The 15682-nt window shown below is 64.0% G+C and carries 15 protein-coding genes and 1 pseudogene; 10 read left to right on the top strand and 6 right to left on the bottom strand.

Annotated features, from left to right (window positions below; genetic code table 11):
- Positions 1 to 29: 29 nt before the first annotated feature.
- Genes C5P05_RS19905 through C5P05_RS19875 form a run of 7 tightly spaced genes read left to right on the top strand, consistent with a single transcriptional unit; the run spans position 30 to position 5533 of the window.
- Positions 30 to 878 carry an NAD(+)--dinitrogen-reductase ADP-D-ribosyltransferase gene (locus C5P05_RS19905; protein WP_114971574.1) on the top strand — a complete coding sequence of 283 codons (849 nt, stop codon included), beginning with the start codon at positions 30 to 32 and terminating at the stop codon, positions 876 to 878.
- Positions 871 to 1800, top strand: coding sequence for an ADP-ribosyl-[dinitrogen reductase] hydrolase (gene draG, locus C5P05_RS19900; protein WP_232834587.1), 930 nt, complete (start codon positions 871 to 873; stop codon positions 1798 to 1800). Before C5P05_RS19905 ends, draG begins: the two co-directional genes overlap by 8 nt.
- A complete protein-coding gene (locus tag C5P05_RS19895; protein WP_114971572.1) occupies positions 1793 to 3520 on the top strand; it encodes a nitroreductase family protein in 1728 nt (575 codons plus the stop codon). The genes draG and C5P05_RS19895 overlap by 8 nt, the downstream gene beginning before the upstream one ends.
- On the top strand, positions 3513 to 4385 hold the full coding sequence (locus tag C5P05_RS19890) for an ankyrin repeat domain-containing protein (protein WP_114971571.1): 873 nt from the start codon (positions 3513 to 3515) through the stop codon (positions 4383 to 4385). Before C5P05_RS19895 ends, C5P05_RS19890 begins: the two co-directional genes overlap by 8 nt.
- 11 nt (positions 4386 to 4396) lie before the next feature.
- Complete coding sequence (locus tag C5P05_RS19885; protein ID WP_114971570.1) at positions 4397 to 4825, top strand: ArsC/Spx/MgsR family protein; 429 nt, start codon at positions 4397 to 4399, stop codon at positions 4823 to 4825.
- A 17-nt stretch (positions 4826 to 4842) separates the two neighbouring features.
- Positions 4843 to 5094: an FmdB family zinc ribbon protein gene (locus C5P05_RS19880; RefSeq protein ID WP_114971569.1), complete on the top strand. Its 252-nt coding sequence runs from the start codon at positions 4843 to 4845 to the stop codon at positions 5092 to 5094.
- Between the two features lies 1 nt (position 5095).
- Positions 5096 to 5533: an Ohr family peroxiredoxin gene (locus C5P05_RS19875; protein WP_114971568.1), complete on the top strand. Its 438-nt coding sequence runs from the start codon at positions 5096 to 5098 to the stop codon at positions 5531 to 5533.
- A gap of 39 nt (positions 5534 to 5572) precedes the next feature.
- Here the strand turns inward: C5P05_RS19875 and C5P05_RS19870 are convergent, their stop codons facing one another.
- A complete protein-coding gene (locus C5P05_RS19870; protein ID WP_114971567.1) occupies positions 5573 to 6478 on the bottom strand; it encodes a YihY/virulence factor BrkB family protein in 906 nt (301 codons plus the stop codon).
- Between the two features lie 29 nt (positions 6479 to 6507).
- Positions 6508 to 7236 carry a glutathione S-transferase family protein gene (locus tag C5P05_RS19865; protein WP_114971566.1) on the bottom strand — a complete coding sequence of 243 codons (729 nt, stop codon included), beginning with the start codon at positions 7234 to 7236 and terminating at the stop codon, positions 6508 to 6510.
- A 74-nt stretch (positions 7237 to 7310) separates the two neighbouring features.
- Here C5P05_RS19865 and C5P05_RS19860 point away from each other — a divergent pair, with 74 nt between their 5' ends.
- On the top strand, positions 7311 to 8501 hold the full coding sequence (locus tag C5P05_RS19860) for an MFS transporter (protein WP_114971565.1): 1191 nt from the start codon (positions 7311 to 7313) through the stop codon (positions 8499 to 8501).
- Positions 8502 to 8523: 22 nt separating this feature from the next.
- Here C5P05_RS19860 and C5P05_RS19855 read toward each other — a convergent pair whose 3' ends face one another.
- From C5P05_RS19855 to C5P05_RS19845, 3 genes are read right to left on the bottom strand one after another with little or no spacing between them, the layout of a single operon-like run.
- Entirely contained in the window at positions 8524 to 10860 is a 2337-nt protein-coding gene (locus C5P05_RS19855; protein ID WP_114971564.1) for a putative bifunctional diguanylate cyclase/phosphodiesterase, read from the bottom strand.
- A gap of 2 nt (positions 10861 to 10862) precedes the next feature.
- Positions 10863 to 11498, bottom strand: coding sequence for a methylamine utilization protein (locus C5P05_RS19850; protein WP_198674797.1), 636 nt, complete (start codon positions 11496 to 11498; stop codon positions 10863 to 10865).
- On the bottom strand, positions 11495 to 11950 hold the full coding sequence (locus C5P05_RS19845; protein WP_157979404.1) for a nuclear transport factor 2 family protein: 456 nt from the start codon (positions 11948 to 11950) through the stop codon (positions 11495 to 11497). The genes C5P05_RS19850 and C5P05_RS19845 overlap by 4 nt, the downstream gene beginning before the upstream one ends.
- Positions 11951 to 12155: 205 nt before the next feature.
- Here C5P05_RS19845 and C5P05_RS19840 point away from each other — a divergent pair, with 205 nt between their 5' ends.
- Positions 12156 to 14957, top strand: coding sequence for a diguanylate cyclase domain-containing protein (locus C5P05_RS19840; protein ID WP_114971562.1), 2802 nt, complete (start codon positions 12156 to 12158; stop codon positions 14955 to 14957).
- Here C5P05_RS19840 and C5P05_RS19835 read toward each other — a convergent pair.
- Positions 14885 to 15307, bottom strand: a complete 423-nt coding sequence (locus C5P05_RS19835; protein ID WP_114971561.1) for a VOC family protein — start codon at positions 15305 to 15307, stop codon at positions 14885 to 14887. The two genes, C5P05_RS19840 and C5P05_RS19835, sit on opposite strands and share 73 nt — an antisense overlap.
- Before the next feature lie 184 nt (positions 15308 to 15491).
- Between C5P05_RS19835 and C5P05_RS34635 the strand changes: the two are divergent.
- Positions 15492 to 15650 (top strand): annotated as a pseudogene (locus C5P05_RS34635) (NIPSNAP family protein); the annotation flags it as partial.
- Between the last annotated feature and the right edge of the window lie 32 nt (positions 15651 to 15682).

Genomic DNA, 15682 nt, shown 5'->3' with positions numbered 1-15682 from the left:
GGAATCCATCCGATCAAACCCAGTTGCCCATGGCAGTGGACGATGAACTCGACCAGCCCCATCGCTGGTACAGCACCAACCTGGTCGGTGTGCCGGCGCCGGTGCTGGCCAGTACCGCGTTCAATGCCGACCCGCCACGCCTGGCCATCGCCGGTGCGCGCGAGGCCCAGCCGGGCCTGTTCGCGTTGCTGGACCGCAGCCGCGACCTGAACGAGGCGCGCGACATGTTTGTGCACTATCTGGCCATCGCGTTCGGCCTGCGCAAACCCGAGCCCCATGAGCTGGCCGCCATGGGCGTGGCCGAGCAGCGACGCTGGCGCAGCAGCTGGCGCAAGTTGCTGCAGGGCTGGGGCATGGACGCCAATGGCCCGGCCGGTGCGGTACTCAAGGGCTGGGTCGAAAGCCGCTTTGGCCTGGTGCCCGGTTACCACAAGGCGCCGCTGGCGCGCTTTCCGTCGCCGGCCTGGGTGGCCTATCTGGAAGAAAAAACCGCCAGTCGCCACACCAACAACAACATCCATCAACAGCTGGACCTGCTGTACGAATTCTGCCAATGGGCGCTGCGGCGTTTCCCGCTGCCGGGCCGTGTGATGCCTGCCCGGCACTTGCGCCTGTGGCGCGGCAGCACGCGCTGCGAGGAGCAGCTGATCGCGGGCCGCCTGCAGGACCGGCGCTGCACGGTGCGTTTGAACAACCTGGTGTCGTTCAGCCTGTCGTACGAGGACGCCGCCTGTTTTGGCGACTGGGTTTTTGAGGTACAGGTGCCGGCCTGCAAGGTGCTGGTGTTTCCCGGCCTGCTGCCGGGCCATGTGCTGCAAGGCGAGCAGGAGGTGCTGGCGCTCGGCGGCGACTATGAGGTGGTGGCGCGTTATGCGTGAGCTGTTCGACAAGGTCCTCGGTGCCTACCTGGGTCTGGCCATCGGGGACGCCCTGGGCGCGACGGTGGAGTTCATGCGCCCGCGTGAGATCGTCTTGGCGTACGGGGTGCACCGCGAGATCATCGGCGGCGGCTGGCTGAAGCTGGCGCGCGGCCAGGTCACCGACGACACGACCATGAGCCTGGCGCTGGGCGCCGCGCTGCTGCAGGGCGGCGCGCCCGCCCTGAGCCGCCATGCCGGTGATGACGAGACTTTGGTGCGCAGCATCGGCCAGGCCTTTGTTTTATGGTTGCAGGGCAAGCCGGTGGACTGCGGCAACACCTGCCGGCGTGGCATCCTGCGTTTTCTGCACGAGGGCACGCTGGCCGGCCCGTACAACCCGGGCGACGCCGGCAATGGCGCGCTGATGCGCAACCTGCCCGTGGTGCTGGCCACACTCGGCAACGACGCCGCCTTTGAGCGTCTGTCCATCGCCCAGGCGCACCTGACCCACCACCACCCGCTGTCCGACGCGGCCACGCTGGGCATTGGCCAACTGCTGCGCCTGCTGCTGCTGGGTGCGGATCACACCGAGTGCCGGCGCTGGGTTGAGGCCTGGACGAACGGGAACCCGGCCTTCGGCTTCACCCCTTACCGTGGCCGCGCCACTGCGTATGTGGTGGACACGGCGCAGACCGTGCTGAACTTCCTGACGCTGCATGAGGACTTTGAGGCCGCGCTGGTCGCCACCGTGAATCAGGGCGATGATGCCGATACCACCGGCGCGCTGGTCGGCATGCTGGCCGGTGCGCGCTGCGGTGCCTCCCGGCTGCCGCCGCACTGGTTGCACCGGCTGCAGCCTGCCACCGTGCAGGCCATCACCGACCAGGCCAGCGGCCTGCTGGCGCTGGCCCAAGGTTTGAAGGAGTCAGAACATGTCTGATGTCATCGCACCCCAAGATGCCCTGACCGTGGCGCAGTCGTATCACGAGCGCACCAAACACCGGCTGAACGGCTACGCCGCCGGCCCCGATACGCTGGACTGGGACGCCCAGCCCGACCCGTTTCGCCGCTACACCGGTGCTCCGCTGACCGCGCTGCCCTTGAAGGCCGATGAACTTGCGACGCCCTGGGCCGACCTGTTCGAGCCCGGCCGCATCGCGCCGCGTGCGCTGGATCGCGAGACCCTCGGTCTGCTGTTTGAACTCAGTTTCGCGCTGTCGGCCTGGAAACAATACGGCCCGGACCGCTGGGCCATGCGCGTGAATCCCTCCAGCGGCAACCTGCACCCGACCGAGGCCTGGCTGGTCTGCCAGGGTGCTGAGGACCTCGTCGATGGGGTGTTTCACTACGCGGCGCGCGAGCATGCGCTGGAGTCGCGCGCTACCTTCGCGCCGCAGCAGGGTTCTGCCAAGTCGCCGGCGCGCGCCTTCATCGCCCTCACCAGCATTCAATGGCGCGAAGCCTGGAAATACGGTGAACGCGCCTTTCGTTATTGCCAGCTTGATGTCGGCCACGCCATCGGTGCACTGCGCTACGCCGCCGCCGTGCTGGGCTGGCGCCTGCAGCCGGTAGCGGGCAGCACGACCCAACTCGCCGCCTTGCTCGGGCTGGACCGCGAGTCCGACTTCGGTGCCGCCGAGCGCGAAGAGCCGGACGTCTTATTTGAGTTGCTGCACAACGACACCAGCGCGGTAGACAACGCTCCGTGGGACTGGCCCGTGCCCACGAACTGGCAGGGTCTGCCCAACCGGCTCGACCGCCACCCCATGTACCGCTGGCCGGTGATCGACGCGGTGGTTGCGGCGACCCGGGTGCAAGACATGCCACCGGAAGCGCTCGGGAGCCTGGGTGGCAGAGCGTCCTGTGCCGGTCAAGGAGGAGACCGCGCAGCGGGCGGGGGACACGGCGCAGAACGCTCTGCCGCCCAGGCTCTTCCCGACGACGTGCCGCGCAGCACCCAGCCCGCCGCCACACTGATCCGCCAGCGCCGCAGCGCCCAGCGTTTTGACGCCCACGCCCGTATGCCCCTGGCCCAGCTCTGGCCACTGCTGCGCGCCCTGCACCCGGCCCGCCTACCGTTTGACGCCGGGCCTGACCAGCCGCGCGTGCATGTGCTCTTGTTCGCGCACCGGGTGGATGGATTGGCGCCGGGCGCTTACCTGCTGCCGCGCAGCGACGCAGGATGCGAACTGCTCCGCCGCACCCTGCCGGCCACACTGGACTTGCGTCCCGTGCCCGACGCCCCGGCCGATACACCGCTGCTGCGCCTGGCCGAGAACCCGGCCCTGGCCGGCACCTTGCGCACCCTGAACTGCCACCAGGCCCTGGGATCGGACGCCATCCTGGGCTTCGCGCTGCTGGCCGAATTCAGCCCGCTGCCGGACGCGGCCGCCTACCGCCAGCGGCTGCAGGAGGCCGGCCTGATCGGCCAGGTGCTGTATCTGGAAGCCGAAGCGATGGATCTGCGCGGCACCGGCATTGGCTGCTTTTTTGACGACGCATTGCACCAGTTGATTGGCCTGCCGGAGTCCGCCGCCAGCGCGCCGCTGCAGTCTGTTTATCACTTCACCGTGGGCCTGCCCCTGAACGATGTGCGCATCGCCACCGAGCCGCCCTATGCCCATTTGTTGACCGACCGAAAAGGAACCGACCATGGCTGAAAAACGCTTCCAGCGCCTGCACCCCGAGCAAGTTTGTGCCTGGCTGGCGGTGCGCCCCGACGCTTTGCTGCTGGATGCACGCGAAGCGCGCCACCACGGGCTGAGCCACCTCGCGGGCAGCACCCGCCTGGACGGGCGCAACCACGAATCCCTGCTGATGCGCGAGTCAAAAAACCGGCCGGTCTTGATCTACTGCTACCACGGCAACGCCAGCCAGACCTGGGCGAACATGTTCAGCGACTTCGGCTTTAGCGACGTGGCGGACCTGGTTGGCGGCTGGACCGCGATCGATCGACACGGCCAGCTGCACGGACCGCAGCAACCGGCTGATCTGTTGCCCGGCCCATTGGCCACGCCCCTCGTCTCCAGCGCCCCGATCATCTCCGCCTCGTTAGCCGTGCCCCCGGCCCTGGTCGCCTGGCTGAGCGCCGAAGGTTTTGATCCGGCCCGGCCCGGGGCCGCCGGACAGCATGGCAACACGCCCCTGATGCACGCCGCCTGGCGCGGCGCCGGCGCCATGGTGGAGGCGCTGCTGGACTTGAATGTTCCGCTGGACGCGGTCAACCACGATGGCAACAACGCCCTGTGGCTGGCCTGCGTCCACGGCGAGCCGGGGCTGATCCGCACGCTGGTCGCCAGGGGCGTTCCCCTTGACCACGCCAACCTGGTGCAGGCCACCGCGCTGATGTACGCCGCGTCCTCCGGCAAAGCCGCCGTGGTGGCCACGCTGCTGGCGCTGGGCGCTGACCCGCACCGGGTCTCGCAAGATGACTTCAGCGCGCTCGACATGGCCGCCAGCCTTGAATGCCTGCAGCTGTTGCGCGCCGCCACCCGGCGCGGACCCGCGCTGTCCACCGCCGATTGAAAGGACGGAGCATGACCCATATTGTCTTTTTCGAGAAACCCGGCTGCGGCGGCAACGCCCGCCAGCGCGCGGCGCTGGAAGCGGCCGGTCACACGCTGGAGCGGCGCAACCTGTTGACGGCCCACTGGACAAAGGAGAGCCTGCTGGCTTTTCTCGCACCGCTGCCGGTACCCGACTGGTTTAACCGCGCCGCACCGCGCGTCAAAAGCGGTGAGATCCAGCCTGAAGCGCTGGACAAGGCTGTCGCGCTGGCACTGCTGCTCAACGAGCCGCTGTTGATCCGCCGGCCGCTGATGCAGCGCAGCGACAACCACAGCCGCCATGTCGGCTTTGACACCACTGCTGTCGATGTGTGGGTTGACCTTGGCACGAACCCTGCATCTACCTCGACAGGGGAAGGCTGCGCATCCCCCGCTGAGCGTTGTGCCGCCCCCGTTTGAATCCCTAGGAGATCACCATGCCCATTTACGACTACAACTGCCGGGCCTGCGGCCACCCATTTGAAGCCCTGGTGCGCGCTGACGGTACGCCCGCCTGCCCGCAGTGCGGCAGCACGGCGCTGGACAAGTGTCTCTCGCGCATAGCGCCGGCCGGCAAGATCGAAGCCATCCGCATGGCGCACCGCCGCGTCGCCGCCGCCCAGGGCCACCTCGACCACTACAGCGCATCCGACAAGGCCAAGCTGCTTCAAGGAAAGAAGAACATCTGATATGGACCTCGTTTATAAAACCACCATGCTGACCCAGGGCGGTCGCGCAGGCCAGATACAAACCGAAGACGGCAGCTTCAAACTCAAACTCGCTGTGCCCAAGGAGATGGGCGGCAGCGGCGAAGGGCCGAACCCCGAGCAATTGTTCGCGGGCGCGTTTGCGGCCTGTTTCGAACACTCCATTCGCCACATCGCCAAAACCGACAAACTGCCGCTGCGCGGTTGCTACATCGAAGCCGCGCTGTCGATGTATGTCAACTTCGAAGGCGCCTACCGCATGGCGCTGAGTCTTACCGCCTTTATGGCCGGCCCGCTGGACCAGGCCACTGCCGACAGCCTGATGGAGCGCGCCAAGGGGATCTGTCCCTACGCCGACGCGACCAAGACCAATATGAGCCTGAACCTCAAGGCGGTGCTGGACACGCCCGTGACCGCATGAGCGTTGCGGTGAGGTATGACCGCTCGGCCTTGGATAAATTTACCGGGCGTCAGTCGTGAACGGTTTCGGGGGTGTGTCGATTGACTCCACCGCCAGGCGCTCGTATTCCGAAATCACCTGCGCGCCCAGCAACAACAGGGTCGCCGCCACCTCAAAGCTCAGCAGCACGGCGATCGCGGTGGTCAGCGATCCGTAGACGGTGCCGATCTGGGACAGCGTCGTGAAATACCACACGAGTACATGGCGGGACAGTTCCCACAGCAAAGCTGCGGCTACGGCGCCCAGCAGTGCGTGGCGCAGCGACGGGCGGCCGACCGGCATGACCAGGTAGACCGAAGTGAGTACAAAGATCTCGCCCGCGAGGCCGAGCAGGTACAGCAGCGCGCCGGACAGTCCACCGAGCGACCAGCTGCGCCACAGAAACTCCACCCGGTGCTGGCCCATCGCCTGCAGGCTGCCCGCCACCAGCGTCACCAACAGCAGCCCCAGGCCCAGCGACAGAATGTAGCCGTAGGGAATGACAGCGGAAATCAGGAAATGGCGCCGTCGTATCGCCACACGGTGGTGAAAGATCACCGACATCGCGTTCTCCAGCACCGTGAAGGCGAGCGAACTGAAGAACAGCATGCTGCCCAGCAACACCCAGCCGAGGACATCGCGGTGCAGCAGGAAGTTCGCCAGCTCTGCGACGATCGCCCTGGACTGTCCCGGTACCAGCCACTCCAGGTAGCGGCCCAGGGTCTGCAGCAGCGCCGCCTGTTCGACAAAGTGCGACAGCGCAATCACCGTGAGGATGAGCATTGGCACGATCGACAGCAAGGCGTAGTACGCGACGGCCCCGGCCAGCAGCAAGCCCTGGTTGGCGCGAAACGCCTTCAGTGTCCGGACGGCGAATGCCCCGGGATGCCTGAGAATTTGCGTGTCGTGGCGACCAAAGAGTTGCATGGGGGCAGGGGTGTGAGACCGGTCAGGCCTCAAGCATCGAGTTCCGGGTAGTACCGGAAGATGCCGTCCTCGTTGAAGGGAATGCGGCGCTCGCTGCGCAGGTAGGCCGACACGCGGTGCTGTTGCGCGACGCGCTCATGCAGCGCCAAAACCAGCGGCGTCTTCTTCAAGGCGCGCGTCGTCGCCTTGGGAAACGCATAGAGCAGGCCCTCGACCAGCTGGAACAGCGACAGGTCGGCATAGCTCAGGCGCGCGCCCACCAGATGTTTGTTCCCTTTGGGGTTGCGCATCAGCACGGTCTCCAGCCAGACAAGAAATTTGGGAATGCGTTCGGTGCGAAATTCCTTTGCGGCCCGGGACGCTTCCGCCTCCTGCTCTTCGTAGTACAGGCCGGTGCCCACTGGATGGTGCGTGTTGTGCGCCTCGTCCACCGCGTCGGCAATGGTGAGCTGGATTTGATGCGTCCACAGGCGGTCGGCAACACTGGCGCCCACCAACTTGAGCCGCGGGCCCAGGTACAGCAGGATGGCGGCGGTTTGTCCGATCACCTGCTGACCGTCCACTAGCACCGGGCAGGCAAACGGCGGCCGGGCGACAGACTCGTCCTCCAGGTAATGGAACAAGGCCGGCAGGCCCTGTCCGTCGGAGGCGTCGCCGCGCGCGACATCCACATACGGTGCGCCGGCCGCTTCAAGCGCCAGGCGGATAAATTCGCCGCGGCCCTGGATGCTGGGCCAGTAATGGAGTTGGTAAGCCATGGCTGACTATAGTCATTCGCACCGATTCAGGCGACCCGGTCAGGTAGAGTCCATCGGATATTCCGGATTCTTTGATGCGTACTGACCACCTGGCATTTTTTTCATCCCTCTTCCTGTCCCGACTGGCTGACCAGATCCTGCTGTTCCTGGTGCCGCTGGTGGTGTTCCAGACCACCCAGAGCGCCGCCTGGTCCGGTCTGGCTTTTTTTGTAGAAACACTGCCCCGGTTTTTGGCCTTTCCGGTGTGCGGGGCGCTGTGCGACAGGATGTCGCCCCTCAAGTTGCTGCGTATCAGCCAGATGCTGCGGGCCTTCGTTTGCATCGGCGGTGTGGTCGCCGCCGAACTGCTGGGCGGCATTGGCTGGCTGGTGGCTCTGTCGGCGCTTTGTGGCGTGCTCACTACCCAGGGCCTGATGGCCCGTGAAGTGATGCTGCCGCAAGTCTTTCGCGATGACAGGCTCGAAAAGGTTTTGGCCCACGCACAGATCGCCGATCAATTGGGCATGGTGCTCGGCCCCCTGCTGGCGGCCCTGGCGCTGGGCTGGTGGCCCTGGCAGGGCGTGGTGGCTGCGACGGCGGCCCTGTTTTTGCTGGCTGACGCGGCCATGGGCTTGTGGCGCCGTGTCAGTACCGTGCAGCTTGCGGCGCCACAGTCCGTGCACGGGCAACACTGGGCCCAACCCATCAAGACCGCGCTGGTGCACGTCTGGCACCTGCCCGGGCTGATGCAACTCATTGTCCTGGCGGCCGGCGTCAACCTGGTTGTCGGCGTGACCCTGGCCACCTCGGCGGTGATGGTGACCGGGCAGTATCAGCGCTCGGGCGATGACTATGCCGTGCTGCAAATGGCAGGCGCGGTGGCCACGGTGAGCATTCTCCTGGTGATCGCGCGCACAGCGCTGCCGCTCAAGACCATGGGGCCACTGTCTTATGTCTGCATTCTTCTGGGCGGGCTGCTCACGGCCTATGGCACGGGCCTGTGGAGCTACGCGGCCGGGTTTCTGCTGGTCGTGGGGTTCGACAAGATGTTCAGTGTCTACATTCGCAGCCGCCGCCAAAAAGTCATTCCAGCCGCCGACCTGGGTAAAACCACCGGCGTTATTGTTCTGCTGAACAACCTGACGCAGCCCCTGGCGGGGCTGGTGGTGGGCGTGTTTGCCGGTCAGGGCGATACCCGCCAAGTCATCATCGCCCTGACCTTGGGGGCGGGACTGCTGGGCGCCATGGTGCTGACGGGTGACGCCTGGCACAGGCTGCGAACGTGACACGCCTGATGGACTTCGGCTGCTAAATTGACATGGCAGGGTCAGCCGCGGGTTGTGCACTGAAAGCGGCGATCCAGCCGGGCAATTCATCCGCCGGCATGGGCCGGGCGATGCCATAGCCTTGGGCCACATCGCAGCCGTGGCCGGCCAGCCAGGACAGGTCGCGAGGTGTCTCTGCGCCTTCGGCGGTCACCGTGAGCCCGAGCGCGTGGCACAGCACAATCGTGGAATGGACAATGGCCGCATTTTTCGGCGAATCGGCAACGGCCGTCACAAATGACTGGTCGATTTTCAGTTCGTCGACCGGTAAGGTCTTCAGGTAGGCCAGCGATGCCTGGCCAGAGCCGTAATCGTCGATGGAAAGTTTGACTCCGAGCGATGCCAGTTCGCTCAGGTGTGCCAACGCCAGTTCGGGTTCCTCCATCAGGGCGCTCTCGGTAATTTCAAGGCACAGGTTGCCCGGCGGGAGTTGGTGTTGCGCCAGCAGGCGTCGGACATGATTCACCAGTTCCAGGTTCAGGATGTCGAGCGTCGAAAGATTGGCGGAGACGACAATCGACAGTCCTGCGCGGTGCCAGCGCGCGGTCTGCTCAACCACTCGTTCCAGGACCCAGGGCGTGATCTCGCGGATGAATCCCGTCTGTTCCGCAAACGGAATAAAGCGTATCGGCGGAATGAGCCCGCGCGAGGGGTGCCGCCACCGCAGCAGTGCTTCCGCGCCCGTGATTGCGCCGCTGGTCATGTCCAGTTTGGGCTGGTAGTAAAGCACGAACTCCTGGCGAGCCAGTGCCTCGCGCATCTCGCCGATCAGGGATAACTGTTCGTGTGGCGGCTCGCCGCCGATATCGGCCGCGAAGGCAAAGCCGTTGTGGCGCCGCTTGGCCGCAGCCATCGCCAGCTCGGCACGCCTGAGCAGTGTGCTGGCATCCCGGCCGTCCTGCGGGTACAGCGCGATGCCAAGGCTGCCGCCCACATCCAGTCGCTGGCCTTCCAGCGTAATGGGATCGCGCAATTGGTCGAGCACCGAATGCGCAAAGGCGGTCGCTGCGCCTCTGTCGGCCCCGTCCAGATGGAAAGAGAATTCGTCGCCCCAAAGCCGTGCCACACAGTGAGGGGCGGGTCTGATCTGACTGAGGCGCAGCCCGATTTCGACCAACAGGCGGTCCCCCACCGGATGACCTAGGGCATTGTTGATCAAGGCAAAGCGGTCGAGATCAAGCACCGCAACGGCGCCGCGGCCACCGGCGGGCAACTGGTCGAACACTTCCAGAAAACGGGTGCGGTTGGGCAGGCCGGTCAGGGCATCTTCATAGGCGAGCCGGAGAATTTTCTCTTCGCGGCTGGCGATCCGCTCGCGCATGTGATCGAAGCTCCTCGCCAGCTGGCCGATTTCATCGGAAGGCAGCCGCGGTACGGGCTGGCTGTAGTCGCCACCCTCGATGCGCCGCGCCGAGACCGACAGCTCGTTGATCGGTCTGACAATTCTGCGCGCCAGCATGATGCTGCCGAAGGTGAATACGACGATCCCTCCCAGCACGACCAACAGCAACACGGTCTGCAATGAATGGAAAGGGGCTTGCGCCTGCTCCAGCGAGCGTTGAAGCAACACCGAAACCTCGAGTCCGAGCGGTATTTGCAGGGTCCGGTAATGCTCGTCGCCGATAGACAATTCCGTCATGGAATCGCCTGAGGGCGCGGGCAAGGATTGGGCAAGCGCCGCACGCCCTGGATGGTCAAGCGACGAGGCCAGCAGCGTCGCTTCCGACCCCCGGTGGCGGATGACGCTCACGGTCAAGCCGGTCACTTCTGACAGGCCGCGCGTCCACAAGTCATCCACCTGAAACCCCATGGCCACCCAGGCGATGAGTTTCGGGGCCAGAATGGGCACCAGCACGATCTGGTAAAGCACACCGTTCATTTGCCTGAATCCGGCGCTCTTGCCCGCCGATCCGGCGCTGGCCAGCAGGTCCGGGAACTGGAATGAAGGGGGCGAGGCGGCTTCTTGCTGCGTATCGGCAATCAGCCGTCCGTCGGGGCTGATCACAATCATCACCTGGGCGCCTATCCGCAGTCCGTGATTGCGAAGAACCGAGCGCACCGTCAACTTGTCTTGTGTGGCAATTGCCTCGCGGAAGGCGAAATCCCCGGACAGCACCGTTGCGGCGGTTTCCAACTGGCGCTGGTTTTGCTCAATCAGGCGCTTGAACACATGGGTGCCGGCCGCCAGTTCCCGCGTCACCTCGCTGGCAACAATCCGTTGGTTGCTGCGGGTCACCAGCGTGATGACCAGCGCCATGACCAGGACCAGCAAGCCGACAAAAACGACGACGATGCGCTGTTGAAGAGAGCGCCAAATCATGGTTAATAGGTGTCGGATTCAACCGGCGGCTTCGGTTTCACGACGCCTGGCGTGACATCGGCCAACAGCTTCAGCCGGGTCGTCGTGCCGCCAATCTCGATGTCGCGCTGTGGACCTTCGGCCTTCTGGCGCGGGTGCCATACCCGCAGCCGGTAGTGACCGGCGGGCAGGTTGCGAATCAGGGCTTTGCCATCGCGGCCGGTCTTGGCGAAATAGGGCGAGTTGACAACCAGGACATAGGCTTCCATCCAGTCGTGGATATTGCAGCCCAGCGCCACTTCGCCGGGCTTGTCGAACAGCACCGGCTGCACCGGCTTGCCGGCATAGAGCTTGATTTCAAGAAGTTTGGCGGGTGAAAAAGAATAGATGTGATGCTTGACCGGATCGTGATTGGGAAACTCGATCAGCGTTCCGGTCTGGACAATCGTCACATAGGGCATGAATTCGCGATTGCGCTGCTCGATGGTCGCTATTCTGCGAGGCTTGGGAGCGGCGCCCAAAATTGGTTCAATGACGACGGCGGCATCTTCCACCGGCTTGCCCGCTGGCGTCGAGACCGTGGCCTCAAGGCCTCCAGCGAGCGCGTTGACGCAAATGAACAGGACTGCTGCAATTCCGGCCGAAGTGGCACGGGTCATGGCGTAAGCTGAATGGCGGGTGCGATCTGCCAGATTTCAGTGGCAAGGTCTCCATCCCGGTAAGTGAGCAGGTGCAACACTTTGACGGGCGGCGTGCCGCCATACTCTGCCTTGACTTCTACCGTGGTGCCCTTCGCATTCGCATAGGCCTCCAGCTTGCTGAGCTTGACCGGGCGCGGCTTGCCGGCGTTGAGTGCAATGAATTTTTGCCACACGGCTTCGATGGCCGTCTTGCCGCGATAGCGGCCATCAAGTGGGCCGCCGACCCAGTCCATATAGGCGTCTTCTGGGTAGGCTCGCATCAGCGCATCCAGGTCACCCGCGGCAACGGCATTGAGGTGGACCTGCGCCTTGGCTTCGTCAAGCGGGCCGGCCAGCGCCGACGACACGAATAAACAGGGCAGCGCAAGCGCCGCAACCAACAAGCCAAGCTTCTTACCGGTTCGAGTCATTTCATCTCCCATTTGTCGTCAAAGGCAATGGCGCCATACCACTCCGCAATTCATCATAGCCGACTCAGATTGACAAGTGATGCCATAAATCTCAACGTTCATTGGCAATCCCAAACTGCGATACTTGGCCCGATGGGGGTGAGTCTCCGCTTCGAGAGACGCGTTCCGCACCAAGCGGTCCTTAATTCGTCGTTGAGAAAAAACAATGTCTTCTTTTTTGACCCGTCTGAGCGTGCGCAGCCGGATTTGGACGATTGTCGCCATGCTGATCGGTAGCATCGTGGTGAGCAGCGTCATGGACATCCTGATGCTGCGTGGCACGCTCTGGCAGGAGAAAGAGCACAGTACCCGGCAGTTGGTTCAGAGCGGGTTCAGCGTATTGACCCACTTTCATGCCCTGCAAAAAAAGGGTGAGCTCACGCAGGCCGCGGCCCAGGCTGCCGCCATCGGCACCATCAAGGCCATGCGCTACGACGAGGTCGAGTACTTTTGGCTCAATGACCTGGGGACGCCGTTTCCCAGGATGATCATGCATCCGACCGTGCCTTCGCTCGATGGCCAGGTGCTGGACGCCGCACAGTTCAACCACGCCACCCGCCAGCGGGCTGGAGCGGATGGTGACTTTGCGGTCACAGGCGGTCAAAAGAATCTCTTTGTTGCCTTTGTCGAGGTGGTCAAGCAGGGCGGCACGGGTTATGTCACCTACGACTGGCCAAAACCTACGGCAGGAGGCGGCGTCACCGGGCAGCTCTACCCCAAGCTTTCCTACGTCAAGAAATTCGAACCGTGGGGCTGGGTGATTGGCTCCGGGGTCTACATCGACGATGTGGACGCCACGGTGCGCAAGCAGGCCGTGCGCAACCTGCTGCTGGTGGCCGGGGTCGGCATTGTGCTGCTGACCTTCGCCGCCCTCATGGCGCGCAGCATTACCCGGCCCTTGCGGCGGACGGTGACTGCCATGCGCGCCATCGGTCAAGGTGACGGTGGGTGGGCGCAGCGGCTGCCGGTGGACGGCAGCTGCGAAATCGGCGAACTGGCGGGCGGGTTTAACGAAATGCTGGGGCATCTTGAAACGCGGGACACCGCGTTGGCGCGCCACAAGGCGTCTCTGGAAGAAGAGGTGGCACGCCGCACCGTCGAGCTACGCGAGACCAACACGCAGTTGGAGAAAGAACTGGCTGAGCGCCAGCACGCGGAGCAGGCCTTGCACGAAAGCAGGGCGCGGATCCGCGCCCTGCTCGATGCCAGCGACGAGTCTGTCCTGCTGCTCGATCCGCAAGGCCGGATTCTGGCGATCAATGTCTTTGCCGCCGAGCGCTTTGGCCAGACGCCGCAATCCATGACAAATCAGAATTTCTTTGATCTGATTCCGCCCGATCTGGCCGCCACCCGGCGGGCGGCGGTGCAGCAGGTCGTCAGCACGGGCGAGCCCATGCATTTGCAGGACCGGCGCGGCGCCATTTTCTTCGACAACAACATCTATCCGGTCAAGGACGTGTCCGGTACCGTGGCGAGCATTGCGGTCTATGCCAAGGATGTGACCGAACAACACTGCGCCAAGGCAGTGGAAGATATTTTTCGGCACCTCGACACGGTGCTGCTCAAGTGGCAGATGAACCCGGAATCGATCGCCCAGATATTCTGTGATGACATTCTGTCGGTATTCGATCTGGCGGCCGCCTGGGTCGGCCGTGCCGATAAGGATGGGCGGATCAGCATGCTCGCCAGCGCCGACGGGGCTGACAAGGGCCTGCTCGACCCCTTGCGCCGCGGCAGCCTGCGCTGGGAGGGTGAACCCGGGTGCTGCCTGCCCGCAGGCCGCGTGATTCGCAGCGGCCACTGGCAGATCGTCAGCAGCGCTGATCGGGAATGCCAGTCGTGCAAGGCAGTCACCGTCGCCGATGCCCATGGCTCCCGGTCGATTCTCCTGCTGCCCCTGGTATTGCGTGGCGAAACCTGGGGCATTCTCTGCCTGTATGCGCGCGATGCCCACCAGTTTGAAGGCGCGCAACTTCCGACGCGCCTGGCGGCCATCGCCGCCCGTCTGGGCGTCTCGCTTGAGTCCGCTCTGCAACAGGAATGGTTGACCTTGCTCGATACCGCACTTGCGGGCGTGGCCAATGCCGTCTTCATCACCGACGCCGGCGCCAACATCCTCTGGGCCAATCGTGCCTTTGCGCAGCTGTCAGGCTATGCCCCTGATGAAATTGTCGGCAAGACCCCGAAATTATTCAGCTCGGGGGTTCAGGATGCCGACTTTTACCAACGTTTCTGGCAGACGATCCAGGGTGGTAGAACCTGGCATGGCGACATTGTCAACGCGCGCCACGACGGCGTGCGTTACACGGTCAACCAGACCGTGACGCCCTTGCTCAATGGCAGCGGACAAGTCAGCCATTACGTCGCCATCCTGGAGGACATCACCGACCGCAAGCGCGCGGAAGAAAGCATGCGGCACACAGCCAACTTCGACCTGCTGACCGATCTGCCCAACCGCGGCCTTTTCTTCGACCGCCTGGGGCAGGCCCTGGCACTGGCGCGGCGGGACGGGCTGTCGGGCGCCCTGTTGTTCCTGGACCTCGACCGCTTCAAGGAGGTCAATGACCAACTTGGTCACGCGGCCGGGGATGCTTTGCTGATTGAAGTCGCCCAGCGCCTGCGTGCGCAGGTCCGGGAGAGCGATACGGTGGCGCGCCTGGGTGGTGACGAGTTCACCGTGATTCTGCCGAACCTGCACCATGGCAATGACGTGGTGCGCGTGGCAGACAACATCCTCGCCGCCATCGCCCAGCCGTTTTTGATTGGGGGCAGCACAGCGACCGTGGGAGTCAGTATCGGGGTTGCGCTCTTTCCGGCGGATGGCGATGCGGCCGAACTCATCCTCAATGCCGCGGACAACGCCATGTACCTGGCGAAAAAAGCCGGGCGAAACTGTTATGTTTTTGCGACGCCGCAGGCGGGCGGGCCCTTGAGCTCGACAACATTGCCTTCCGGATCTGTGAGATAGATGGAGGGGCCTTCCCCCTCTGCGCCGTAGCGTGAAGCGACGGGGCCCACCTTGATGCCCAGCGCTTCCAGATGGCTGCGAATGCCAGCTTCGTCGAATGGCTCTACCCGCAAGCAGAAATGATCCAGGTTGCGCGCTTCCGCTCCCGGCGCTACGCCGCCAGCCCGGCCGAGTTGGCCATCGACCGGCACGAGATCGACGATTGATCGGCCCGCGCGCAATTGCACCAAGCCTATGTCATCCTGGCGTCGCTCCACGGTGCAGCCCAGCGCGTCGCAGTAAAAGCGCAGCATGTTGTCAAGATGGACAACGCGCAGCACAAGATGATCGATTTCGCGAATATGGATCATGGTGTGGAATGAAACGAGTGATCGGCAAATTTTATCGACGAGGCCAGTCCAGCGTTTTTGCAGTTCTTTGCGTCTTGCACGCGCAGGGGTATTCATGGGGCATCGTTTATATATAAAAATGAGATCCAGCCCCCGTGCAGTCTGCGCAGACAGCTATAGTATGCATAGCGTTTTTTCTCGCGAAGCACTCGCGATGTTTACATTCCCGTCTCTTGCTTTGTATGAGGAGTACCGCGCGAAGTCATTTCAAGACCCTGACTGCCAAGCGGCGTTCAAGTACGCCGAGGAAACTCATTGCATCCTCAGCTACGAGCGCAGCTTTTTTCGTCCTGTTTTTGCGTGACGCGGGCTGATCCCCAAGCGGCAGACAACATC

Origin of the sequence: Rhodoferax ferrireducens (assembly GCF_003347515.1) — a bacterium.
Classification (GTDB): Bacteria; Pseudomonadota; Gammaproteobacteria; order Burkholderiales; family Burkholderiaceae_C; genus Rhodoferax.
Note: the sequence above shows the minus strand (reverse complement) of the source record. Positions and strands in the feature narration are given on the sequence as shown.

Coding starts and splice junctions, on each gene's coding strand:
- C5P05_RS19905 (WP_114971574.1), top strand. CDS start 30: ATGGCAGTGGACGATGAACTCGACCAGCCCCATCGCTGGTACAGCACC.
- draG (WP_232834587.1), top strand. CDS start 871: ATGCGTGAGCTGTTCGACAAGGTCCTCGGTGCCTACCTGGGTCTGGCC.
- C5P05_RS19895 (WP_114971572.1), top strand. CDS start 1,793: ATGTCTGATGTCATCGCACCCCAAGATGCCCTGACCGTGGCGCAGTCG.
- C5P05_RS19890 (WP_114971571.1), top strand. CDS start 3,513: ATGGCTGAAAAACGCTTCCAGCGCCTGCACCCCGAGCAAGTTTGTGCC.
- C5P05_RS19885 (WP_114971570.1), top strand. CDS start 4,397: ATGACCCATATTGTCTTTTTCGAGAAACCCGGCTGCGGCGGCAACGCC.
- C5P05_RS19880 (WP_114971569.1), top strand. CDS start 4,843: ATGCCCATTTACGACTACAACTGCCGGGCCTGCGGCCACCCATTTGAA.
- C5P05_RS19875 (WP_114971568.1), top strand. CDS start 5,096: ATGGACCTCGTTTATAAAACCACCATGCTGACCCAGGGCGGTCGCGCA.
- C5P05_RS19870 (WP_114971567.1), bottom strand. CDS start 6,478: ATGCAACTCTTTGGTCGCCACGACACGCAAATTCTCAGGCATCCCGGG.
- C5P05_RS19865 (WP_114971566.1), bottom strand. CDS start 7,236: ATGGCTTACCAACTCCATTACTGGCCCAGCATCCAGGGCCGCGGCGAA.
- C5P05_RS19860 (WP_114971565.1), top strand. CDS start 7,311: ATGCGTACTGACCACCTGGCATTTTTTTCATCCCTCTTCCTGTCCCGA.
- C5P05_RS19855 (WP_114971564.1), bottom strand. CDS start 10,860: ATGATTTGGCGCTCTCTTCAACAGCGCATCGTCGTCGTTTTTGTCGGC.
- C5P05_RS19850 (WP_198674797.1), bottom strand. CDS start 11,498: ATGACCCGTGCCACTTCGGCCGGAATTGCAGCAGTCCTGTTCATTTGC.
- C5P05_RS19845 (WP_157979404.1), bottom strand. CDS start 11,950: ATGACTCGAACCGGTAAGAAGCTTGGCTTGTTGGTTGCGGCGCTTGCG.
- C5P05_RS19840 (WP_114971562.1), top strand. CDS start 12,156: ATGTCTTCTTTTTTGACCCGTCTGAGCGTGCGCAGCCGGATTTGGACG.
- C5P05_RS19835 (WP_114971561.1), bottom strand. CDS start 15,307: ATGATCCATATTCGCGAAATCGATCATCTTGTGCTGCGCGTTGTCCAT.